A 22,023-nucleotide genomic window follows, 5' to 3' on the forward strand; every position below is an offset into this window, starting at 1 on the left:
AGAGTCTACCTGGGCGCTATGATTCTCTCAGTGATCCCGTACATTTCTCGTTTCGAGCCCTTTCCTCCGGTCGATAGGGCGCTCAGGCAGTTCGACGGCCTGCTCTGTGCCGGCGCAGACCTCTCGATCGAGCGACTGATCGACGCTTACAGCCAGGGCATCTTTCCGTGGTATATCGATGGCGAGCCGATCCTCTGGTGGTCGCCCGACCCGCGACAGATCCTCTTCGTCGACGAGTTCCATGTCAGCCGATCGCTTCGTCGCAGGCTCAACAACAACCCGTTCGAAACCACCTACAACGCCGCATTCGAACGAGTCGTCCGCGCCTGTGCGGAACCGAGAAAGGACGAGGAAGGCGGCTGGCTCACGCCAGAGATGATCGAAGCCTACATCGAACTGCATCGGGCGGGCCATGCGCACAGCGTCGAGGCTTGGAAAGACGGGAGCCTCGTCGGGGGCGTCTATGGCGTGCTCATAGGCCGGTCGTTCTCCGCAGAAAGCATGTTCTATCGGGTCAGCGATGCCTCCAAGATCGCCCTTTATCGCTTGTGCCAACGGCTCAAGACCATGGGCGTTCCGTTTATCGATTGCCAACAGATTACGCCCCACACAACGGCGCTCGGCGCTCGCGCCGTGCCCAGAAAGGAGTTTGTTGCCCTGCTCGCCGACTTAACTCAACAACCCGCGTTGGAGCCTTTCGCCTAGCTGCCGGTCGATGCGTACTTAGAAGCGCCAAACCGCCAAAACCGAAGCGCAACGATTAGAAATGCCGCGCCCAGCAGGGGCGCGCACCAGACCTCCCAGCCACCGCCCTTGCCGACTAAGTACGTAACGGGAAGGTAGTTCATCCCGGCCACGGGGACTACAAAAGTGAAAAAGCGTCGAAATCCATCGCGATAGATCGTCAAGGGAAACTGCGCGGTCTCGACCCCGCCGTAAGTGATGGCGTTCATCGCCTCCAACGATTCAATGGTCCAGAAGCAAATCGTCGCTTGGACGATCAGCAACCCATAGAACGCGCAAAACCCGCCGACTAAACACCAAATCAGAAGCAGCACAATCGAAGGAGACCAGTCGACATTCAGCCACGACAGGCTGACCAACAACACCACCGACGCTTGCACCAAACGTCCCAAGCGCATCAGCTGGACTTCTTGAGCGGCCACCTGAAACTCGGTCGAAAGCGGGCGAAGCAGAAGCCGGTCGAAATGGCCGTATCGCGTCATGTTGGCAAAAGCGTCAAAGCCTCGGCCCAATCCCTCGGCCAATGCAAAGGCGATTCCGCACAGGCCGTAGCAAACGCCAATCTCGGCCAAGCTCCAACCCCGAATCTGGCCAAAACGATCGAACAGCGCCCATATGCCAAAGAACTCGGCGCTGTGCAGGACGACCGAGGCGATTAGCAGCGCCCAAAACGACGCGCGATACTGCATCTGCGCCCGCAGCGAGATCATCGCATATCGTCCCCACAGGCTCAGCGCTTTCAACCTCATCCTCCCTGCGTTACGATGCGTCGGACGGCGCGACCGGTAATCCAGCGACCGAACAGAGCCAGACCAATCGCCCAACCCCATTGATGCGCCAGCGCCATCCCCAGCTCGTTCGGCGGTATGCGGCCTAAATAGGCGTTGAACGGCGTATCGGCCATGGCGCGGAAGGGCAGTATGGCCAGCAAACTTTGCGCCCAATCGGGAAAGAGCGCAAGGGGGATGATCAGACCGGAAAACAGGTAGCTCATGGCTACAAACAGGCGCGAGACGCCATCGCCCGCAATGGTCCAAATCAGGGTCGTCGAGATCAGCGTTGACAGCGCCGACGAGACTGCCAACGCGCCGAACAGAGCTAGGCCAAAGGCGCATCCCTCGTACCAGCCGCCGGGCGGTTTGAGGCCATAGAAACTGGCGAAGATCAGAACCGGCAAGATGCGCAACAGGCACGGCGCAAGACGATTCGAGACCGACCGAGCCAGCCAAAACGAGTGAAGATTGAGCGGTTTGACCAGATCGAACACCACGCCCCCCGTCATGATGCCATTCCGCAAATCGGCATCGATCGTATAGGGTTGCAGGGCGAACAGCGCCTGACCCAGCCAAATATAAGTGATGGTCTGCTCCAAGGTTAGCGGCTGATCGCCAACGCTCGATCGATAGAACGCCTCGAATATCATGATGCGGATCAGCCCAAAGACAATCTGGGTAAACGCGCCTGCCGCAGCCGCCGTGCGATATTGCAACAGCGACAAAAAACGCGCCCGGGCGATGGCCCAGAAGGCGGTCAACGGTCGGCCGAGTAGATTTGTCCGATCCATTGTTCGATTGGAGGATTCTGCACAAAGAGGTCCGCGACCGGGTAGCGCGCGGCGGCTTGGGCAATCAGACTCGCAGTCGGAGTCTTGGCAGGATCGTAGCGAAAACTGGCTCGTAGTCCGTTCCGTTCGAGCAGCTCTGCACCGTCCAACGCCGGGTCGCCGTCCAAATGCTCAAAGTCGATAGTCAACCATCGCTCGGGCGCAAGCCGCTGGCGCAAGCCTTCTAATGTCCCGTCCCAAGCGATCTGGCCGTTCGCGATGACCAGCGCCCGGTTGCAAAGGGCTTCTGCGTCGTCCAAATCGTGCGTGGTCAGGATAACCGTAACGCCGTCTTTCTGGTTAAGTGCCTTGATAAACTGCCTAACTGCAAGCTTTGCCGGCGCGTCCAAGCCGATCGTTGGCTCGTCTAAAAAAAGAATAGAAGGCGAGTGAACGAGCGCGGCGGCCAGGTCGCACCGCATTCGTTGGCCCAGGCTCAATTGCCGGGCCGGCACGTCTAACAAGGCCGACAAGCCGAGCAGATCGGTCAAGTCGTTCAGCCTCGTTCGGTAAGCAGTCTGATCGACGCTATAGATAACCCGAAGCAGATCGAGCGATTCGATCACCGGCAAATCCCACCACAGTTGGGTGCGCTGGCCGAACACCGCGCCAATCCGGCCAACGTGTGCGATCCGATCGAGCCAGGGAGTGCGGCCGTCCACCGTGCATTCGCCCGAATCGGGCGTCAGGATGCCGCTCAAAATCTTGACCGTGGTCGATTTGCCTGCGCCGTTCGGCCCGATATAGGCGGTCAGTTCGCCCGATTCGATCTCAAAATCGATCCCGTCCAGCGCATGGACCGTCTCGTATCGCCGAGCGAACAGACCCTTGGCCGTAGCCAAGAATCCGGCCTCGCGAACGGGAGTGCGAAACGTCTTTCGAAGCCCTCGAACGACGATCTTGGCCAAATGAGGGCTACCGGCCTTTGAAAATCGAACCCAAAATCCCGCGCATCACTTGGCGGCCCAATTGGCTGCTGGCCGAACGGATGATGCTCTTGGCCGCCGCTTCGAACAGACTGTCCGACCGACTTCCGGCGGGAGCGCGCGCAGGCGTAGGAGCAGGCGGCGCCATAGCAGCGGCCTGTTGAGCCCGGCGGAGCAGCGCCTCGTGAGCCGAATCCCGGTCGATGGCCTGTCCGTACTGCAATCCAAGTGGCGATGACGCCACGATCCGCGCGCGTTCTTCCACGGTCGCCGGCCCCAATCGAGACGAAGGCGGGCGCACCATCGTCCGTTGCACCATGCTCGGTACGCCTTTTTCTTGCAACGTGGAGACCAGCGCCTCGCCGACGCCCAACTCGGTGATAGCCTGCTCGGTATCGAACGCCGGGTTGGCACGGAACGAGCTGGCGGCGGCGCGCACGGCCTTCTGCTCGCCCGGCGTATAGGCGCGCAAAGCGTGCTGAAACCGGTTGCCCAACTGCGCCAGTACCGATTCGGGCACGTCGGCCGGGTTTTGGGTAATAAAAAAGACCCCGACCCCCTTCGACCGGATCAGTTTGACCACCTGTTCCACCTTGTCCACCAAGGCCTTGGGCGCGTCGGAAAAGAGCAGGTGCGCTTCGTCGAAAAAGAAGACCAACCGTGGCTTGTCCAAGTCGCCCACTTCGGGCATTTCTTCAAAAAGCTCGCTCAGCAGCCACAAGAGAAACGTCGAATAAAGCCTGGGATTCTGCATCAGCCGATCGGCCGCCAGCACGTTCACCACGCCCTTGCCGTCCGGCGTTGTGCGGATCAGATCGGCAATGTTCAGCGCCGGTTCGCCAAAGAAGCTCTCGGCGCCTTGCTGCTCCATCACCAGCAGCTGCCTTTGAATGGCGCCCACCGTCGCGCTGGAGACGTTGCCATAGGTGGTCTTGAGCGTCGCCGCGTTCTCGCCCACAAAGGTCAGCATCGAGCGCAGATCGTTCAGATCGAGCAACAGCAAACCCTCGTCGTCGGCCAGTTTGAACGTCAAGTTCAGCACGCCCTCTTGCGTGTCGTTCAGGCCCATCAATCGGCTCAGCAACAGCGGCCCCATCTCGCTGATGGTGGCGCGCACGGGATGTCCCTGCAGGCCGAACAGATCCCAAAACACGGTGGGCGCCGAGCCGTAAACATAGGGGCTGGGACCGGTCTTTTGCGCGCGATCTTCAAACTTGGGATTGGGCGCGCCGGGTTGACTAATGCCGCTCAGATCGCCCTTAATATCGGCTACGAACGAAGGCACGCCGATATCGCTGAGGCTTTGCGCGACGATTTGGAGCGTAACAGTCTTTCCGGTACCGGTGGCTCCGGCGATCAGGCCGTGGCGATTGGTATATTTGGGTTCAAGATAGACGGGCGCATCGCCCTGACCGATGAGGATGGACATGGCGCCATTCTACCTGTTGGAGAAAAAAGCAGAAGCAAGACGCCCCCCCCGGGGATCCTGCTTCTGCAGTTAATCTCGGTTCCAAAGTGGAACCTTAGGAGGGCATCGACCACGGAACGGTAAGCCGATGCACGAATAGTATACGCGAAATTGCGCTGGATTTTTGGTCGAGCGTTTGGCGTTGAGCGTTATGGCGTTGAGCTTTTGGCGTTGTGCGTTTTGGCGGTGGAGGTTGATGGCGTTGTGCGTTTTGGCGGTGGAGGTTGATGGCGTTGTGCGTTTTGGCGGTGGAGGTTGATGGCGTGCGTTTTGGCGGTGGAGGTTGATGGCGTTGGGCTTTTGGCGGTGGAGGTTGGCGGTGGGGGTTGATGGCGTTGACGCAAGCGACCAGATGCCCTCGCTTCCAGATGCCCTCGCTTCCAGATGCCCTCGCTTTATGTCGCGCCTTGATCGCCCCGAGTGCAGGATTCTGCCGCCATATGTCTAAATGACTGCTGAATGCCAAGAGCGACGCCTAACCGGTACGGGGAGCTACTGCTCCCGCCAGTTCAAACCATAAGCATGGAAAGCCAGCTCGAAGGGCAACTGACAGAGAAACTCAGAGTGCTCGAGTACGAGGTCCGCGAGGACTTTCAGTTGACGCTCCACGTCCAGGACGAAGTGCGAATCACCCACCCAACCGGGAACATCTTCCTGACCAACATCCACCGGGTATTCGCGGGCAACGAGGCCCTGCCCTCGCTCGAAGACGACAACCTGATGGACTACTTCCTAGGGTCAAAGCCAGTTGGCAAGACGACCGACAGCAAGATCGACCTCGGCGTCATCGTGCGCGACATCGAGGAACTCGCCGTCCTCAATGACGAGGCGCACCATATCCACGACAAGAAGCTGGCCTGGTTCAAATGCATCCAGGACATCGATAATCAACTCCGACAGCGAGATAGCCGACTGGCGTTCCAGGTCGATGTGACGGCAACACCGCGCCACAACAACGGAGCGATCTTCGTGCAGACGGTTTGCGACTACCCATTGGTAGAGGCGATCCAGCAGAACGTCGTCAAGCACCCAGTTATCCCTGACGAGGCTTCGCTGTCGAAGCTCCACGAGCAGAACAGCTCGAAGTTCACGGAGCGGTATGCGGACTACCTCAATCTGGGGGTGGTGGAGTGGCGACAAGCATCTGAGCTTCATGCGGCGCAAGGCAAGAAGGCGATTTTGTTCGTAATGACGGACGACACTCGAAACTGCGATGAGGTTGCGGAGTATCTCCAGGACTTCCCCGACTTAGCGGGAAAGGTGCTGACGATCCACACGAAGGATAATGGAGAGATCAGCGAAGCGGCGTCCGCGAAGAATAAAGAGGAGCTTAAACGACTGCGCGACGCCGCGAACGACATCGATTCGGGCGCGAGCGAATATCGTGCGATCGTGTCGGTGCTCATGCTGAAGGAAGGGTGGGACGTACGGAACGTGACCACGATCGTGGGCCTGCGGAGTTACTCGGCCAAGAGCAACATTCTGCCCGAACAGACGCTTGGCCGCGGGCTTCGGAAGATGTACTTGGGGCTTGGCCGCGAGGAGGTGAGCGTGCTCGGCACGCCGGCGTTCATGGACTTCGTCAAGTCCATCCAGGCGGAGGGCGTGACTTTAGAGCGACGCCCCATGGGAGGCGGCACGCCGAGGCCAGACATCCTCGTCCAAGTCGATACCGAGAACCCGGACAAGGATCTGGACGCGCTCGACATCGAGGTGCCGATTCTCACGCCTCGGTTTGCCCGTGAGTACAAGCGGATATCCGACCTCGATCCGGCGAAGATTTTGCAACAGCCGGTGATGCTGCAACAGTACTCCGATGAGGATTTACGGAAGATTCGGTTCGAGTACATCGTGGACGGCGAAACGTCGCACGAAACGGAGTTCGATGAGACGCGAGTTGCCGATGGGACTCGGGTCGTCGGTTTCTTCGCCCGGACGGTCATGAAGGACCTGCACCTCGTCAGTGGCTACGATTTGTTGTACGGCAAGGTTAAAGAGATGATTCAAGACCACGCCTTTGGAGAGCTGGTGGACATTCAGGACAGGTCGGTGATCAAGACCCTCAGCGAACCTGCGATAACGAAGACGATCATGGAATCGCTGAAGCTGGCCGTCAATAAACTGGCGATCGTCGACCGTGGGGAGGCACGCGTGGACGGTTACATCAAACTTCGGGAGATGAGGCCGTTCCAAGCCAAGAACCAGGCGTTCCAAGTGCCGACCAAGTGCGTTTTCGACAAGGTGATTGGGGACCGGGGGTTCGAGCTGCGGTTTTCAGGGTGGCTCGACAAAAGGAGCGATGTTGTCTCGTGGGGTAAGAACTTCTTAGGGGTCGGGTTCAAACTCGACTACGTGAACTCGCAAGGGCAGTTGACCAATTACATCCCTGATTTCTTCGTGAAGCTGACTGACGGCAAGCGGTATATCGTCGAAACAAAGGGCTTGGAGGAGCTCGATTTGCCGCTCAAAATGCAGCGCCTTAAGCAGTGGTGCGACGATGTGAATGCGTCGCAAGATTCCGCGATATGGGACTATGTTTACGTCGATCAAACGAGCTTCGAGACGTACGAACCGACATCTTTCGCAGCCCTCGTGCGATCGTTTACTCGATTTCGCGACTAGCATCGATCATGACCGAGCAGGCGAAGAAACTCGATGCCCTCAAGACCCACAAACAGGGCCTTATGCAAGGCCTGTTTCCCGTACCCAGCAAGGTAGCGGAGCGGGCGTGAGGAACGAACAACGCATGGCGAGCAGTCCCGAGCGTCTGGCGTATTGGTACCTGCGTCTCAACGGGTTCCTGACGATTGAGAACTTCGTGGTACATCCCGACACGGGCGCAAATCAGAGAACAGATGTCGATTTGCTAGCCGTCCGATTCCGGCATCGGGCCGAAAACCTGATGGAGCACATGGTCGATGATCTGGAATGCTGCCTTTGCGACGCCTATGCGAATGTAGTCATCGCGGAGGTGAAGAGGGGCGTGTGCGCGCTGAACGGCCCCTGGACGCGTAAGGACGACGGGAACATCCATCGCGTCCTGGCGGCAATCGGTTGCCTGGACCAGGACAAGATCGCGGCTGCGGCTGACGCGCTTTATGAGGAGGGCGCCTACCGGGGCGAGATTGTTCAGCTGAGGCTCATGGCTTTTGGAAACCAGGAAGGAAAACTGCCAATTCCTGCAACGCAGATCCTATTCGACCATATGATACAATTCATTTGGGAGCGGTTCAAAGCCTACGATCGCCAGAAGCGTGCCATTGGGAACTGGGCGGACGACGGCCAGGCGCTTCGCCGCATCTTCGACGAGAACCGGCGCACCCAGGCCAGATTCGCCAACGCCGTGAGGCAGTGCTTCGGCCTCCCCGAGGCAGTTGAGCAGTGAGCCATCCGACTCCGGGCCAATTTCAGCGTGCAAACCGTATCCTCTGGTCCCCGTGTTCCCGCATCGCGGTGCTTACAAAGCGGGCGGATGAGGCCCTCTTGCCCCTACCCCTCCATCCTAAACTCCCACTCTCCATCTCGATAATCCACCACAACAGTAGAGTTCTCTAGAATCTCCCTTGAGAGCAGCTTCTGGGCCAAGGGGTTGAGGATGTGGGCGTCGATCGCGCGTTTGAGCGGGCGGGCGCCGTAGATTTGGTCCATGCCGGCGTTGGCCAGTTCTTCCAGGGCGGCGTCCTGGACGACCAGAGCGATGCCGCGGGTCTTGAGGCGATCTTGAACGCGCTTCAGTTGGATGCGGACGATCTCCTTCATTTGGGGCCGCGATAGGTGGCGGAACAGCACGATGTCGTCGATTCGGTTAAGGAACTCCGGTCTAAAGGCCGCCCGGATCGCCAGACGGACATTCGCCTCCACCTCGGCCGATTCGCCCACAGGCCCCTCGGCGTAGAATTCTGAGCCGATGTTGCTGGTCATAATGATCACTGTATTCCGAAAGTCCACCGTGCGGCCTTGTCCGTCGGTCAATCGGCCTTCGTCCAGCACTTGCAGCAGCACGTTCAGCGCATCCGGGTGCGCCTTTTCGACCTCGTCCAGCAAGATGACGCAGTAGGGGCGTCGGCGCACGGCTTCGGTCAGCTGGCCGCCTTCTTCGTATCCGATATAGCCTGGAGGCGCGCCGATCAGCCTCGACACTGTATGCTTTTCCATGTATTCGCTCATGTCGATGCGCGTCATGTTGCGCTCGTCGTCGAACAGGAACTCGGCCAGGGCGCGCGCCAGTTCGGTTTTGCCCACGCCGGTGGGGCCCACGAACATAAAGGCGCCGATCGGTCGGTTGGGGTCTCCCAGTCCGCTGCGGGCTCGGCGCACGGCTTCGCTGACGGCTCGCACGGCCTCTTCTTGCCCCACCACGCGCTCGCTCAGGCGCTTCTCCATCTCGACCAGTTTCATGGTCTCGGTTTCTTTCAGCCGTTTGACGGGGATGCCGGTCCATTTAGCGACCACCTCGGCGATGTCGTCGGCGTCCACCTCTTCCTTCAGAAGTTGCACATCGATCTGCACTTGGTTCAGCCGTTCTTGCTGGGCTTCTAGTTGCTTTTGCAGGTCGGGCAGCTCGCCGTGTCTTATCCGGCTGGCGGCGGCATAATCGTGCTCGCGCTCGGCGCGCTGTTCTTCCAGCCTCAGTTCTTCTATGCGGCGTTTGGCCTCGCGGATTTCTTGAATAATCTCTTTTTCTTGTTGCCAATGGGCGGTCAGGCGAGACTTTTCCTGGTTCAGGTTGGCCAGTTCGGCCTCTAGTTTGTCCAATTGCTGTCGAGCGCCTTCCGATTCTTCTCTTTTCAGCGCTTCTCGTTCGATTTCGGCTCGGCGGATGCTGCGTTCTAATTCGTCGATTTCGGTCGGCATGGAATCGATTTCCATGCGCAGCCGGGCGGCGGCTTCGTCGATCAGGTCGATGGCTTTGTCGGGCAAGAATCGGTCGCCAATATATCGGGAAGAGAGCTGGGCGGCGGCCATTATCGCCGAATCGTTGATGCGGACGCCGTGGTGCACCTCGTACCGCTCTTTAAGGCCTCGCAGGATGGCGATAGCGTCCTCGACGCTCGGTTCGGCCACGTAGACGGTCTGGAAGCGGCGCTCCAGGGCGGGGTCTTTCTCAATGTGCTTTCGGTATTCGTCGAGCGTGGTGGCGCCGATGCAGCGAAGTTCGCCCCGCGCCAGCATCGGTTTCAGCATGTTGGCGGCATCCATGGCGCCTTCGGCCGCGCCCGCGCCCACGATGGTGTGCAGTTCGTCGATGAATAGCACGATTTGACCGGCCGAATCGGCCACCTCTTTCAGCACGGCTTTTAGTCGCTCTTCGAACTCGCCGCGGTATTTGGCGCCGGCCAGCATCGCGCCCATGTCCAGCTGCAGCACGCGCTTGTCCTTTAGCGAATCGGGCGCGTCTCCCAGGGCGATGCGCTGCGCCAAACCCTCGACGATGGCGGTCTTTCCGACGCCGGGCTCGCCGATCAGCACCGGGTTGTTCTTGGTGCGTCGCGATAGCACATGGATCACGCGGCGGATTTCGTCGTCTCGTCCGATGACGGGGTCGATTTTGCCTTGCCGGGCGCGTTCGGTCAGGTCGATGCTGTACTTTTCCAGCGCTTGATACTTGGATTCAGCCTGTTGATCGGTTACTTTTGCGCCGCCGCGAAGCTCTTGGACGGCTTGTTTCAAGGTTGTTGGCGAGGCGCCTTTTTGATTGAGAAGACGTCCTGCCAGGCTGCCTTGATCGTGCGAAAGACCGAGCAATAGAAGTTCGGCGCTCACGTATTCGTCGCCCAGCGACCGGGATTCGTCGAACGCGGTCTGGATGGCTTTGGTCAGGCGAGCCGTCATCTGAGCGCCGGGCTGTCCGCCATAGGCTTTGGGGCGCGAATCGAGCTCACGGTTGACTTCTTGCAGGATTTCGTCCGGCTTGGCGCCTAGTTTTGAAAGCAGAACCGGTGCAACGCCCTCGGTTTGCGTCAGGAGCGCCGCTAAAAGGTGCTCGCTATCCACGGCGGGGTGCGCTCGGTCGGCGGCCAGCTGTTGGGCTTCTTGCAACGCTTCTCCGGCTTTAACGGTCATTCGGTCTAATCGCATGTCCCTTCTCCAATCTTGAGCCTATTATTATCAAGTCTCTTGATTATACCGCGCTCTATGTCGTTTGGTTCCCAGGTTGGGTCGATTTCATCGATCAATGCTTGCATTTTCGGCGGAATCGGCGCTCGAAAACGCAGTTCTCCGCCCGACGTTGGGTGTCGGAACTGCAATCGCCAGGCCAAAAGCGCCTGTCCGCCCGATTCGCCCTTGGCATAGAGCGGATCGCCGACCAACGGGTGCCCGAGCGACGCGGCGTGCACTCGCACCTGGTGCGTGCGCCCGGTATGCAGTTCGGCCAACAGCAGCGCCATTCCCGAACCTTTGGTCAACAGATAGAAATCGGTCTTTGCCGGGCGGCCGTTTGGAACGATCGCCATCTTCTGCCGATTCTTAGGATGTCGCCCGATCGGTTTGTCAACCGTAGCCGTTTTCCAAGTCGGTTCTCCGATGCAGATAGAGAGATAGGCGCGATGGATTCGTCGGGCCTGAAGGGCTTGTGCCAGACGCCAATGCGCCAGGTTGGTCTTGGCCACAATGATCAGTCCGGCGGTTTCTTTGTCCAGTCGATGCACGATACCGGGTCGAAAGGGCTCACCCGCATCCGAGAGGGCGGTCTGCCGTCCCAGCAGTGCATGAACCAGCGTGCCCGATTGGGAACCGGGCGCGGGGTGCACCGTCATTCCGACCGGTTTGTTGATCACCAGTATGCAGTCGTCCTCGTAGATGACGTCCAATGGGATCGATTCAGGCGTCAGGTTCAGCGTTTCGGGCGGCAGAGGCTGAAACTCGATCTCGTCGCCTGCGGCGAGTCTCTTGTCCTTTGGCACGGCTTTGCCGTTGACTAGGACGTTGCCGTGAGCGATGGCGGCTTGGATTTTTGCTCGGCTGATGTCGGGCAGGCTGTTGGCGATAAAGCGGTCGAGGCGGAGGCCTGCTTCGTCGGGGCCAACGGTCAGGCGGTAACCGGGCATAGCGAGAATTGGAGCGGGCGATGGGATTCGAACCCACGACCCTCTGCTTGGGAAGCAGATGCTCTACCCCTGAGCTACACCCGCGCCGATGCTATTATGGCTTGGCCGGTAGGCCGATGTCAAGCATTGGCGGGAGCGCGTAGGAATTGAACCTACCGAAGACGGTTAACGCCTCCAATCGGGTTTGAAGCCCGTCAGGGACACCAGCCCCCATTCGCTCCCTTTTTGCTCGGTTAGTCTACCTTCAGCACAAAATCGAAGGTCAGTTGGTTTTCCTTGTCCTTGACCTTTTTCACCAAACAGGCGGCCTTGTAGAGGTGATCGCGCTGGTTGGCGGCAACTCCGGGGAAGTAAAGCTGAGTCGTCAGCACGCGGCCTTTGGGCGGGGCGACCTTGACGTGAATGTGCGGCGTGCGGCCCGGATAGGGGCCGGGCATGATCGTCTCAAGCTTATACTCGCCTTTTTTGTTCGCTCGGTGCCAGCCTCGATATTTGAATCCGGCGTTGTCGTAGACGCCGTCCGCATCGGCCTGCCAAAAATCGACCAAGGCTTCGGGCAGGGGATTGCCGTCAGTGTCCAGCACGCGACCGGCGAGTGTGATGACCGTGCCTTTGGCGCCTTTTTCGACCAAACTGGCGCGCTCGGGGGCTTTCGGTTTGTAGTAGGGGCCTTCGATAATGGCGGGCGTCGGGTCGTCGGCATCGGGAATCTCGGGCGTGGGGGCCAGAGCGTTGCCGGCTAAGGGCCACAATGCGCCCGGAACAGCCAGAAAGAGTCCGGCCTTCAACAGTTTGCGTCTTTGCGGATCGGCTTCTTGATTGTGGCTCATTTTTTCTCCTCTGCGTAGATGAGATTAGTACGGTTTGGACAAGCAAAGGTTCAGCAAGAGAGTAGGAAGTTCCTGCTGCTCGGTAGAATTGGGCTAACAATGGCTACACGGGTTTGGAGCATGTGGGCTGGGGACGAGGGCAAGGTGTTCCAGGCCGTGGTGGACGCCTACAACCGCCGGCATCCGCGGCGCAGGGTGGCCAACTTGGGCGGCGTAGAAGACTCCAAGACGATTCGAGCGATCATCGCAGGCGGGCCGCCCGACTTCTTCACCTTGCGAGAGCCGGGCTATTTGGCGCCGCTCGCTTCGCGCAAAGCCCTGCTGCCGCTGGACGAACGGTTTGCCAAGGCGGGTTTTAGACCCTCCGACTTTATCCCGGCGTCGCTCGATCAGGGGCGGGTGGCGGGCCGGCTTTACTCGATGCCGTTTCTATTGGACGCTGCCGCGCTCTTTTGGAACCCCGATCTATTTGCCAAGGCCGGTCTGCCTGAACGAGCGCCGCGAACGCTGGAGGAAACGCTCGAGTTTGCCAAAGCGCTGACCGAGTTCGATCGGTTTGGCAATGTCGAGCGGTTAGGCATGCGACCGCCGGAGCCGATGCACCTGCTGGCCGCCTTTGGCGCGCGCATCGCCAGGCCAGAGACGGGAGAGATAATGGCGAACGCGCCCGAATGCCTCGAGGCGTTCGAGTGGTTTAGAAAACTGGTCGAGGTTCAAGGCGGCGGCAAGAAAGTTCAGGCTTTCACAGCCGGATTTGGCAACGAGCAAGGCACCAACAACCCGTTCTTCGTCTCCAAGATCGCCATGATGATCAACGGCCAATGGAACCCCTATTGGTTCCAGATTTACGCGCCGAAGGTACGGTACGAGGTGAGCGCGATCCCGCATCCCAAGGCCAAGCCGCAGTTAGCTCGCCCCACCGTCATCGGCCAGAACATGTTTTGCATTCCGCGAGAATCGAGAGACCCAGAAGGCGCATGGGCTTTTATGCAATGGATGCAGAGCGACGAGGCGCAGATCCTGTTCGCCGATACGATGCACGGCATCCCCAACATCCGCAGACTGCTGAAAGAGCCTAAACTGCGCCAGCCTCAAAGCCCCAGTGAAGCCTGGAAGAGAGGGTACGCAAAGTTTCTCGATTTGGTGGACAGTCCCAACGCCCGCTATTTTCCGACGGTCTCCGTGGCCAACCTCTATCTGAACGAGCTGACCACCGCGCAGGATTACGTCATGAGCGGCACAAAGTCGCCACGGCAGGCGCTGAACGACGCGCAGAGGCGCGTACAGAGAGAGGCCAATCGCCGATAACGGGCAGGAAGCGGGCTGACGCCAGCGAACCTTTGCGGCATTCGGGAGGGATGAACCATGAAGCGAACTTCGATCGCCATTTTGCTGACTTTGCTCGTACTGTGCATCGGTTGCAACAAAAAGGAAGAAACCGCGACCACGACCGGCGGCGGGTCGATCAATATCGTATGGGCCGAGTGGGAGCCGGCGACTTATTTGCAAGAGTTAGCGGCGGACTTTACCAAAGAGACGGGGATCGAGGTCAACGTCAAGAAGATTCCGTGGGGGCAGTTCCAGGCCGAAGTGTACAAGACTCTCGGCGCCAAGAGCGACACTTACGACATTGTGATCGGGGACAGCCAGTGGCTGGGCTGGGGAGTTTCGGGCGGCCATTACGTCGACCTGACCGACTGGCTGAAGTCGAACGGAGAGATCGACGCCTTCGAACCGAGCGTGGTGGAGGCCTATGCCGAGTATCCAAAAGGCTCTGGCAAACTCTACTCCATGCCGACGCAAGGGGATGCGATCGGCTTTGCCTATCGAAAAGACCTCTTTGAAGACCCAAACGAGATGGCCGCGTTCAAGGCCAAGTACGGTCGCGATCTGGCCGTGCCCGACACTTGGCAGGAGTTTCGCGACGTCGCCGAGTTCTTTACCCGCCCCGACAAGGGACTGTACGGCTGCGCGCTCTATTATGGCAAGGAATACGACGGCGTTACGATGGGCTTCCAACAGGTTCTCTGGAGCTTTGGAGGCGAACTGTACGATCCGGAGACCTTTGCAGTGCAAGGCGTCATCAACTCTCCCGAGGCGGTCCAGGCGCTGGAGTTTTACGTGAGTTTGGCGAAGTTTAATCCCAAGGGCTACGCCAATTACTATTGGCAGGAGTGTCTGCAGGCCTATCAATCAGGCTCGGTCGCGATGGCGATGGACTACTTTGCCTTCTTCCCCGGCTTGACGAACGAAGCCTCGAACAAGTTTGCCAAGAGCACGGGCTTTTTCATGATGCCGGGCTACAAGAATGCTGATGGGACGGTTACACGCTACATCAGTCTGGGCGGGCAGGGGATGAGTCTCTGCGCCTATTCGAAAAAGCAGGACCTGTGCAAGCAGTTTATGGAGTGGTTCGCCAAGCGCGAGACGCAGGAAAAATGGGCGCAGTTGGGCGGTTTCACTTGCCGAACGGACGTTCTAGAGTCCGATGCATTCAAGTCGGCGACCTCTTTCAACGCAGTTTTCGCAGCGTCCATGCCTCACTTGCGCGACTTTTGGGCGATACCCGAATACGAGAAGCTTCTGGAGAGTTGCCAGCGCAACTGGAACGCGGCGGCGGTCAATCAGATCGCTCCAAAGGCCGCGCTAGACAAGATCGCACAGGAACATACCGATATCTTGAAGAAGGCGGGCATCCTGAAGCAAGAATAGGGTATAATTTGTCTACTATGCCAGCCACGGCCGTCAGGCCGCTCTCGACCGAAGTGCAGTTTGTGCCAGGGGTCGGGCCCAAGGTAGCACAACTGCTCGCCAAGTTAGAAATCTATACCCTGGGCGATCTTCTTTGGCATCTGCCGCGTCGCTATGAAGATCGAAGGCGGTTCTTAAACGTCGCTCGCGCTCGCCCGGGCGAGTATGGGCTGTTCAAAGGCAAGATCATAACCGTTGACAACCAAAAGGCTCGGGGCGGGCACATGACGCTGACCAAAGCCTATCTGGACGACGGCACCGGCGCGATCGAGCTGATCTGGTTCAACCAGCCCTGGATGCGCGATCGATTGGTGAAGACCAAAGCGGGCGTCGTGGTTTTTGGCCAAGTCAAATCGGGCGGATACAGCCTTCAGATCGAGACGCCGGAGTGGGAAGAGGCGAGCGATTCGAGCGACCCGATCCACTTCAATCGCATCGTGCCGATCTACCCGCTGACGGAAGGGGTGTATCAAAAGCATCTTCGCCGTATTCTTTATGGCGCGATCAATCTGGCCGAGACGCCGCCCGACATCCTGACCGATGAGCGACTGGCGCGTCTGCAGCTGATGCCGATACACGAAGCGATAAGACAGGTTCATTTTCCCGACAGCGAGGAGCAAGCCACCGAGGCGCGGCGGCGCTTGGCGTTCGACGAGTTCCTCTTGATCCAGACCGGCATTGCGAGGCAAAAGGCGCAGGCGGCCAAGGAGCAGGGCATAGCGATGTCGTTCGACGCGCATGAGGTTGCTCAGGAGCTGGTCAGCCTGGTCGGATTCGAGTTGACGGGGGCTCAGAAGCGTTGCGCGAGGGAGATTTGGCGGGACATGGCGCAACCGCACCCAATGAATCGTCTCTTGCAGGGCGACGTGGGGTCGGGAAAGACGGCCGTTGCGGCGGCGGCTCTGCTCGCCGCCGTTCGTTCTGGCTATCAGGCAGCGATCATGGCGCCGACGGAGATTCTGGCCGAACAGCATTGGAGCACCTTGGCCAATCTGATGGTCGGCGCGGGCATCCCGGTCGAGTTGATGTTGGGCAAGATGACCAAGAAGCAGAAGGAGCAAGCGCGAGAGCGGGTCTTGGCAGGCGATTCGATGGTGGCAGTCGGCACGCACGCGCTGATTCAAGAGGGCGTCGAGTTCCGCAACTTAGGGTTGGTCGTGATCGACGAACAGCATCGTTTCGGCGTCATGCAGCGCAAGGCGCTGAGGCAGAAAGGCGCCAACCCGCACGTATTGGTGATGACCGCAACGCCGATCCCGCGGACGCTGACCATGACGATTTATGGCGAGTTGGACACTTCGATCATCGACGAAATGCCGCCGGGACGCAAGCCCGTGCGCACGCATTGGAAGGCGCCGGATCAGCGCGGAAGCGTCTATGCCGGCGTCAGAAAACTGCTGAGCGAGGGTCGGCAGGCCTATGTGATCTGTCCGCTGGTCGAAGAATCGGAGAAGCTTCAGGCCCAGGCGGCGGAGGAACTCTTCGAGAAGCTTCGGCGCGACATCTTCCCGGACATTGAGGTCGGCTTGTTGCACGGGCGCATGAAACCGGCGGAAAAGGAGCTGGCCATGGAGCGGTTTCGCAACGGCGATGTCAAGGTCTTAGTTGCGACGACCGTGGTCGAGGTGGGCGTGGACGTGCCCAACGCCACCGTGATGGTGATCGAGGACGCCGATCGGTTCGGCTTGGCGCAACTGCATCAGCTCCGCGGTCGAATTGGTCGAGGCGATCAGCAGTCCTTTTGCGTCATGATCGGCGATCCCAAATCGGACGATGGTCGGGCGCGATTAGACACAATGGTGGCGACGACCGACGGCTTCCGGATTGCAGAAGAAGACTTGAAACTGCGCGGGCCGGGCGAGATATACGGCGTTCGCCAAAGCGGGATGCCGGTACTGAAGGTCGGCGATCTGATTCAAGATCGAGAAGTTTTGATCTCGGCTCGCGAGGAGGCTTTCGAGATCGTCAAGGCCGATCCGGATTTGAGTCAAAGGGAAAACTACCGATTGCGCGAAGCCTTAGAGAATCAGATCGCCAAACTGGACGTGGTCAACGTCAGCTAATGAAGAGAATCGCCGTCTATCCGGGCAGTTTCGACCCTCCGACGATGGGGCACGTCGACATCATCGAGCGAGGGGCGGCGCTGTTCGACGAGCTGATCGTGGCGGTAGCCGTTAACAGCCAAAAGCAGCCGTTCTTTACGACCGAAGAGCGGGTTGAAATTCTGAAAGAGTGTTGCGCCGACTATCCGAATGCTCGTGTGGACTCGTTTCAGGGTTTGCTGGTCGATTATGCTCAGAGCCAGGGCGCGTCGGCAATCGTGCGCGGTCTGCGGGCGCTCTCGGATTTCGAGTACGAGTTTCAGATGGCGTCGATCAATCGAAAGCTGAACGAACAGATCGATACGGTCTGCCTGTTGACGCGCTGGGAGCACGCCTATCTCTCCAGTTCGATCGTCAAGGAGCTTTTCATCAACGGCGGCGATGCGACCGGATTGGCGCCGGAGGCAACCTTGAAAAAACTGGCCAAAAGGCGCGCCGCGGGTTGACGAAACGTGCCACAATTATTCATCGCTTGCTGGGACCAATAGGGAGGAGACGAGCCAATGATCAATACGGATGTGCGATTGGTGCGGAAGTGGTTGCGCGACTTAGACGAGTATTTGGAATCGAGCCGGACGCTTGGGCCGTTTACGGTAGGGCTGGACAAGCGCGAGTGCATTATGCTGGTGCAGCAGATCTTAGCCAATCTGCCTTCCGAGTTTGAGGCGGCGGATCGAATTCTAAGGGATCAAGAGCGATTGATCGGCGGCGCTCAGGACGAGGCCGAGCAGACGCTGGCCACTGCCGGCAGCGAGGCGGCGCGCGCAATCGAAGAGGCTAAAACGCAGGCGAAGCAGATTCTGGACCAGGCCAAGGCGATGCAAGCCAACATGATCGAGCAGACCGAGGTCTATCGGCTGGCCGAGGCGCAGGCCCGAGAGATTCTCGAGTCGGCCAAGGATGGCTCCCGACAGATTCGCCAAGGCGCCGACGAGTATGCCCATGAAGTGCTGACCCAAGTCGAGAATGCACTGTCCAAGGTCATGGGAACCGTACAGAACGGCAAGAGCTACCTAGAGGACTATCTGCATCACCGAGCCGTGGTCCGAAGGTAGGCCGCGGTTGTCGGTATCGCGTCCCGTGTTGCAGTCTTCGCGTTCTTTGCCGAATCGGACGACATTGCTGGAGGCATCGTTTTCATGAAGCGCGTTTATCAGTTTGAGGAAGGCCGAGCCGATATGCGGGACTTGCTAGGCGGCAAGGGCGCAAACTTGGCCGAGATGACCAACATCGGTCTGCCCGTGCCGCCGGGGTTTACCATCACGACGGACGCCTGCCGCGATTATATGCGTAACGGCTCTATGGACCACGAGCTTCTATCAGAGATCGACGGGGCGCTGGCCAAGGTCGAGCAAGCGTCGGGCAAGCAATTTGGCGATCCGGCCGATCCCCTCCTGCTGTCGGTGCGCTCCGGCGCCAAGTTCAGCATGCCGGGCATGATGGACACGGTTTTGAACTTAGGGCTGAACGACGAGACGGCACAGGCGCTGATTCGATTGACCGACAATCCGCGCTTTGTATACGACGCCTATCGTCGCTTTATCATGATGTTCAGCGACATTGTCTTAGACATCGGCAAAAAGGCGTTCGAAGAGAAGTTCGACGAATTGAAAAGCCGATTAGGGGCCAAAGCCGATACCGATGTGCCTGCCGAGGCGCTCAGGGGCTTGGTAGAGGAGTTCAAAACGCTGGTGGCGAGCAAGGGGCATACCTTTCCTCAAAGCCCGAAAGATCAACTGAGACTCGCGATCGAGGCGGTCTTTAAGTCGTGGAACAACGAGCGCGCGCGGGTTTACAGGGCCAAAGAGCGCATCTCCGACGAGATTGGCACGGCGTGCAACGTGCAGGCAATGGTTTTTGGCAACATGGGCGACGATTCGGGCACGGGCGTCGCCTTCACGCGCGATCCTTCGACCGGTGAGAATGAGCTCTATGGCGAGTTCTTGATCAACGCGCAGGGAGAAGACGTGGTGGCGGGCGTGCGCACGCCTCTGCATCTGGACGATCTGAAGAGCATCATGCCGGACGTGTATCGGCAGTTCGCCCAGATCGCGCTTCAGTTAGAGGAGCATTACCGCGACATGATGGACCTGGAGTTCACCATCGAGCGCGGGAAGCTCTTTATGCTCCAGTGTCGCGCTGGCAAACGCACAGGGCGGTCGGCGGTCAAGATCGCGGTCGACCTGGTGCAAGAGGGTCGAATCAGCATCGACGAGGCCATCATGCGCGTGCCGCCCGCCAAATTGGACGAATTGCTTCACTGGCAAGTCGATCCCGAAGCTTTGAAAGGCGGTGGGTACACAGAGTTAGCCAAGGGATTGGCCGCCTCGCCCGGCGCCGGAAGCGGCCATGCCGTCTTTGATGCCGAAACGGCGCTGGCCTGGAAGGAATCGGGCCGAAAAGTGATCTTAGTTCGGCCGGAGACCAACCCGGACGATCTGAAGGGCATGTTGGCCTCCGTGGCCATTCTGACGGCTAGGGGCGGCATGACCTCGCACGCGGCCGTGGTGGCGCGCGGGTTTGGCATTCCCTGTGTCGCCGGATGCGAAGCGCTGGCGATCGATGAAGAGGGCAGGCGCTTTACAGCCAAGGGCCAAACGATCCAAGAGGGCGATGTGATCACCGTCGATGGCGCAACGGGCAAGGTCTTCTTGGGCGATGTCCCCTTGGTCGAGCCGGCCTTAACGCCCGAGTTCTTAACGCTGTTGGGCTGGGCCGAGGAGCGCAAACGACTGGGCGTCCGGGCAAACGCCGACAACCCGGAAGACGCGGCCAAAGCGATCGAGTTCGGCGCCAAGGGCATCGGTCTCTGTCGCACCGAGCACATGTTTTTCGAAGACCGCCTGCCCATCATGCGCGAGATGATCCTGGCTAAAGACGAAACTGGCCGTCGGGCCGCGCTCGACAAACTTCGGCCTTTCCAGCGCGACGATTTTGTCGGCATCTTCAAAGCCATGTCGGGCTATCCGGTTACGGTGCGCTTGGTCGATCCGCCGCTGCACGAGTTCTTGCCAGACCACGAAGAGTTGCTGCGCGAGATCATCGTTATGGAAGTCGCCCGGAGCGAATCGCCCGAATTAGAGACCAAGAAGGCGCTCTTGGCCCGAGTAGAAAAGCTGAAAGAGGCGAACCCTATGCTGGGCCTGCGCGGCGTGCGCCTCTCCATCATCCATCCCGAGATCGTCGAGATGCAAGTAGCAGCCATCATCGAAGCAGCGATCTTGGCGAAGCGCGAGGGCTTCGACCCCAAGGTCGAAATCATGATCCCGCTGGTGAGCCATGTGAACGAGCTTCGAATCGTGCGCGACAAGTTAGAAGACGTAGCGAAACAGACTATGCACGGCGAGACGGTCGATTACATGTTCGGTACTATGATCGAGCTTCCCCGCGCCGCGCTGACCGCCAACGAAATTGCCGAATACGCGGAGTTCTTCTCGTTCGGCACCAACGATCTGACCCAGACCACTTTTGGCTTCAGCCGGGACGACGTGGAAGGCAAGTTTATGCTCCAGTACCTCCAGGACGGCATACTGCCCGAGAATCCGTTCGTCAGCATCGACCGCGAGGGCGTCGGCCAACTCGTTCGAATGGCGTGCGAAAAGGGCAGAGCGACCAGGCCAAACATCAAGTTAGGCATCTGCGGCGAGCACGGCGGAGACCCGGCATCGGTCGAGTTTTGCCACGAGGCGGGGCTGGATTACGTCAGCTGTTCGCCCTATCGAGTGCCCATTGCCCGGCTTGCGGCGGCACAGGCCGCGCTCAAATCGAAAGTCAGCGTCAACGAAGACAAGTAGTGAGAAAGGACCGGCTGGGGCAACTGATCGTCATCGCCGGCAGCATGTTCGCCGGAAAATCGGAAGAGCTGATCCGCCTCGCCCGCCGCAACACCTATGCCCGGCGCAAGATTCAAGTGTTCAAGCACGCCTGGGACGACCGGTTCGAAAAGACGGCAGTCGCCGCCCACAGCGGGATGAAGATCGAAGGCGAACCGGTGCGCAACAGCGCCGAGATCGCCGCGCGACTGGAGCCGGACACCGAGGTGATCGCGATCGAGGAGGCGCAGTTCTTCGACGAGGGGCTGCCAGCCATGGCTGTGCGTTGGGCGGACGAAGGGCGAACCGTGATCCTGGCCGGGCTGGACCAAGACTTTCGTCGAGAACCCTTCGGCATCATGCCGCAACTGATGGCGGTGGCCGACGAAGTGGTGAAACTGCGCGCGATCTGCATGGTGTGCGGCCAGTCGGCAAGCCACACCCAGCGCTTGGTGGACGGCAAGCCCGCGGCTTGGAACGAGCCGACCGTGCTGATCGGCGCCGAGGATCATTACGAGGCCCGCTGTCGCCGCTGCCACCGCATCAAAAAGCCCAAGTAACGCATGCTTCTTAGGGCATGATTCGTATCTAATTTTGTGCTACATTTCCGCAGATTCCCGTTCGCAACCCTCTATAACTCGGGAGGGCGAGCGTCCCCGCGAGCCGAAACAGACTGGCCCGACAGTACCGCCGCCGTCCCGGCGGCCCGAACATCGGCCGGCGAGGACGCTGGCGGTA

At 59.3% G+C, this 22,023-nt stretch carries 17 protein-coding genes and 2 tRNA genes; 10 read left to right on the forward strand and 9 right to left on the reverse strand.

Going from position 1 to position 22,023, the window contains the following annotated elements; genetic code table 11:
- The first annotated feature begins 18 nt into the window (after positions 1 to 18).
- Positions 19 to 705 (forward strand): leucyl/phenylalanyl-tRNA--protein transferase, encoded by a 687-nt coding sequence (locus HUU60_07745; GenBank protein ID NUL82597.1) that lies wholly within the window; start codon positions 19 to 21, stop codon positions 703 to 705.
- Here HUU60_07745 and HUU60_07750 read toward each other — a convergent pair.
- The 4 genes from HUU60_07750 to HUU60_07765 are packed head-to-tail and all read right to left on the reverse strand — an operon-like array spanning position 702 to position 4,702.
- Complete coding sequence (locus tag HUU60_07750) at positions 702 to 1,493, reverse strand: ABC-2 family transporter protein (GenBank protein NUL82598.1); 792 nt, start codon at positions 1,491 to 1,493, stop codon at positions 702 to 704. The two genes, HUU60_07745 and HUU60_07750, sit on opposite strands and share 4 nt — an antisense overlap.
- A complete protein-coding gene (locus HUU60_07755; GenBank protein NUL82599.1) occupies positions 1,490 to 2,308 on the reverse strand; it encodes an ABC-2 family transporter protein in 819 nt (272 codons plus the stop codon). Before HUU60_07755 ends, HUU60_07750 begins: the two co-directional genes overlap by 4 nt.
- Positions 2,275 to 3,255, reverse strand: coding sequence for an ATP-binding cassette domain-containing protein (locus tag HUU60_07760; GenBank protein NUL82600.1), 981 nt, complete (start codon positions 3,253 to 3,255; stop codon positions 2,275 to 2,277). Before HUU60_07760 ends, HUU60_07755 begins: the two co-directional genes overlap by 34 nt.
- A 7-nt stretch (positions 3,256 to 3,262) precedes the next feature.
- Positions 3,263 to 4,702, reverse strand: coding sequence for a DUF853 family protein (locus HUU60_07765; GenBank protein NUL82601.1), 1,440 nt, complete (start codon positions 4,700 to 4,702; stop codon positions 3,263 to 3,265).
- A gap of 498 nt (positions 4,703 to 5,200) precedes the next feature.
- On the opposite strand from HUU60_07765, the gene HUU60_07770 reads away from it, so the two are divergent.
- Both HUU60_07770 and HUU60_07775 read left to right on the forward strand, forming a co-directional pair.
- Complete coding sequence (locus HUU60_07770) at positions 5,201 to 7,363, forward strand: DEAD/DEAH box helicase family protein (protein NUL82602.1); 2,163 nt, start codon at positions 5,201 to 5,203, stop codon at positions 7,361 to 7,363.
- 124 nt (positions 7,364 to 7,487) lie between these two features.
- Entirely contained in the window at positions 7,488 to 8,126 is a 639-nt protein-coding gene (locus tag HUU60_07775) for a hypothetical protein (GenBank protein NUL82603.1), read from the forward strand.
- Between the two features lie 104 nt (positions 8,127 to 8,230).
- Here the strand turns inward: HUU60_07775 and clpB are convergent, their stop codons facing one another.
- The 5 genes from clpB to HUU60_07800 form a co-directional block, all read right to left on the reverse strand.
- The gene (clpB, locus tag HUU60_07780; protein NUL82604.1) at positions 8,231 to 10,819 is read right to left on the reverse strand and encodes an ATP-dependent chaperone ClpB; all 2,589 of its coding nucleotides are present in this window, start codon (positions 10,817 to 10,819) and stop codon (positions 8,231 to 8,233) included.
- Positions 10,810 to 11,790 carry an RluA family pseudouridine synthase gene (locus HUU60_07785; protein ID NUL82605.1) on the reverse strand — a complete coding sequence of 327 codons (981 nt, stop codon included), beginning with the start codon at positions 11,788 to 11,790 and terminating at the stop codon, positions 10,810 to 10,812. Before HUU60_07785 ends, clpB begins: the two co-directional genes overlap by 10 nt.
- Positions 11,791 to 11,799: 9 nt before the next feature.
- Positions 11,800 to 11,874, reverse strand: a tRNA-Gly gene (locus HUU60_07790).
- 43 nt (positions 11,875 to 11,917) lie between these two features.
- Positions 11,918 to 12,012: transfer RNA gene (locus tag HUU60_07795), tRNA-Sec, on the reverse strand.
- Positions 12,013 to 12,023: 11 nt separating this feature from the next.
- The gene (locus HUU60_07800; GenBank protein NUL82606.1) at positions 12,024 to 12,620 is read right to left on the reverse strand and encodes a dioxygenase; all 597 of its coding nucleotides are present in this window, start codon (positions 12,618 to 12,620) and stop codon (positions 12,024 to 12,026) included.
- 99 nt (positions 12,621 to 12,719) lie between these two features.
- Between HUU60_07800 and HUU60_07805 the strand changes: the two genes are divergently transcribed.
- The 7 genes from HUU60_07805 (at position 12,720) to HUU60_07835 (ending at position 21,845) form a co-directional block, all read left to right on the forward strand.
- Entirely contained in the window at positions 12,720 to 13,928 is a 1,209-nt protein-coding gene (locus HUU60_07805; protein ID NUL82607.1) for an extracellular solute-binding protein, read from the forward strand.
- Positions 13,929 to 13,985: 57 nt separating this feature from the next.
- Positions 13,986 to 15,332 carry an extracellular solute-binding protein gene (locus HUU60_07810; GenBank protein NUL82608.1) on the forward strand — a complete coding sequence of 449 codons (1,347 nt, stop codon included), beginning with the start codon at positions 13,986 to 13,988 and terminating at the stop codon, positions 15,330 to 15,332.
- Between the two features lie 17 nt (positions 15,333 to 15,349).
- Positions 15,350 to 17,434, forward strand: coding sequence for an ATP-dependent DNA helicase RecG (recG, locus tag HUU60_07815; GenBank protein ID NUL82609.1), 2,085 nt, complete (start codon positions 15,350 to 15,352; stop codon positions 17,432 to 17,434).
- A complete protein-coding gene (gene coaD / locus HUU60_07820) occupies positions 17,434 to 17,919 on the forward strand; it encodes a pantetheine-phosphate adenylyltransferase (GenBank protein ID NUL82610.1) in 486 nt (161 codons plus the stop codon). Before recG ends, coaD begins: the two co-directional genes overlap by 1 nt.
- A gap of 57 nt (positions 17,920 to 17,976) precedes the next feature.
- Complete coding sequence (locus HUU60_07825; protein ID NUL82611.1) at positions 17,977 to 18,528, forward strand: hypothetical protein; 552 nt, start codon at positions 17,977 to 17,979, stop codon at positions 18,526 to 18,528.
- 75 nt (positions 18,529 to 18,603) lie between these two features.
- On the forward strand, positions 18,604 to 21,267 hold the full coding sequence (locus tag HUU60_07830; GenBank protein NUL82612.1) for a pyruvate, phosphate dikinase: 2,664 nt from the start codon (positions 18,604 to 18,606) through the stop codon (positions 21,265 to 21,267).
- Positions 21,268 to 21,311: 44 nt separating this feature from the next.
- Positions 21,312 to 21,845: a thymidine kinase gene (locus tag HUU60_07835; protein NUL82613.1), complete on the forward strand. Its 534-nt coding sequence runs from the start codon at positions 21,312 to 21,314 to the stop codon at positions 21,843 to 21,845.
- The last annotated feature ends 178 nt before the right edge of the window (positions 21,846 to 22,023 follow it).

The organism is Armatimonadota bacterium (genome assembly GCA_013359125.1).
Lineage (GTDB): Bacteria > Armatimonadota > Fimbriimonadia > Fimbriimonadales > GBS-DC > JABWCR01.

What these genes read in the sequence shown, in the direction of transcription:
- HUU60_07745 (NUL82597.1), top strand. Translation starts at nt 19, where the DNA reads ATGATTCTCTCAGTGATCCCGTACATTTCTCGTTTCGAGCCCTTTCCT.
- HUU60_07750 (NUL82598.1), bottom strand. Translation starts at nt 1,493, where the DNA reads ATGAGGTTGAAAGCGCTGAGCCTGTGGGGACGATATGCGATGATCTCG.
- HUU60_07755 (NUL82599.1), bottom strand. Translation starts at nt 2,308, where the DNA reads ATGGATCGGACAAATCTACTCGGCCGACCGTTGACCGCCTTCTGGGCC.
- HUU60_07765 (NUL82601.1), bottom strand. Translation starts at nt 4,702, where the DNA reads ATGTCCATCCTCATCGGTCAGGGCGATGCGCCCGTCTATCTTGAACCC.
- HUU60_07770 (NUL82602.1), top strand. Translation starts at nt 5,201, where the DNA reads ATGCCAAGAGCGACGCCTAACCGGTACGGGGAGCTACTGCTCCCGCCA.
- HUU60_07775 (NUL82603.1), top strand. Translation starts at nt 7,488, where the DNA reads ATGGCGAGCAGTCCCGAGCGTCTGGCGTATTGGTACCTGCGTCTCAAC.
- clpB (NUL82604.1), bottom strand. Translation starts at nt 10,819, where the DNA reads ATGCGATTAGACCGAATGACCGTTAAAGCCGGAGAAGCGTTGCAAGAA.
- HUU60_07785 (NUL82605.1), bottom strand. Translation starts at nt 11,790, where the DNA reads ATGCCCGGTTACCGCCTGACCGTTGGCCCCGACGAAGCAGGCCTCCGC.
- HUU60_07800 (NUL82606.1), bottom strand. Translation starts at nt 12,620, where the DNA reads ATGAGCCACAATCAAGAAGCCGATCCGCAAAGACGCAAACTGTTGAAG.
- HUU60_07805 (NUL82607.1), top strand. Translation starts at nt 12,720, where the DNA reads ATGGCTACACGGGTTTGGAGCATGTGGGCTGGGGACGAGGGCAAGGTG.
- HUU60_07810 (NUL82608.1), top strand. Translation starts at nt 13,986, where the DNA reads ATGAAGCGAACTTCGATCGCCATTTTGCTGACTTTGCTCGTACTGTGC.
- recG (NUL82609.1), top strand. Translation starts at nt 15,350, where the DNA reads ATGCCAGCCACGGCCGTCAGGCCGCTCTCGACCGAAGTGCAGTTTGTG.
- coaD (NUL82610.1), top strand. Translation starts at nt 17,434, where the DNA reads ATGAAGAGAATCGCCGTCTATCCGGGCAGTTTCGACCCTCCGACGATG.
- HUU60_07825 (NUL82611.1), top strand. Translation starts at nt 17,977, where the DNA reads ATGATCAATACGGATGTGCGATTGGTGCGGAAGTGGTTGCGCGACTTA.
- HUU60_07835 (NUL82613.1), top strand. Translation starts at nt 21,312, where the DNA reads ATGTTCGCCGGAAAATCGGAAGAGCTGATCCGCCTCGCCCGCCGCAAC.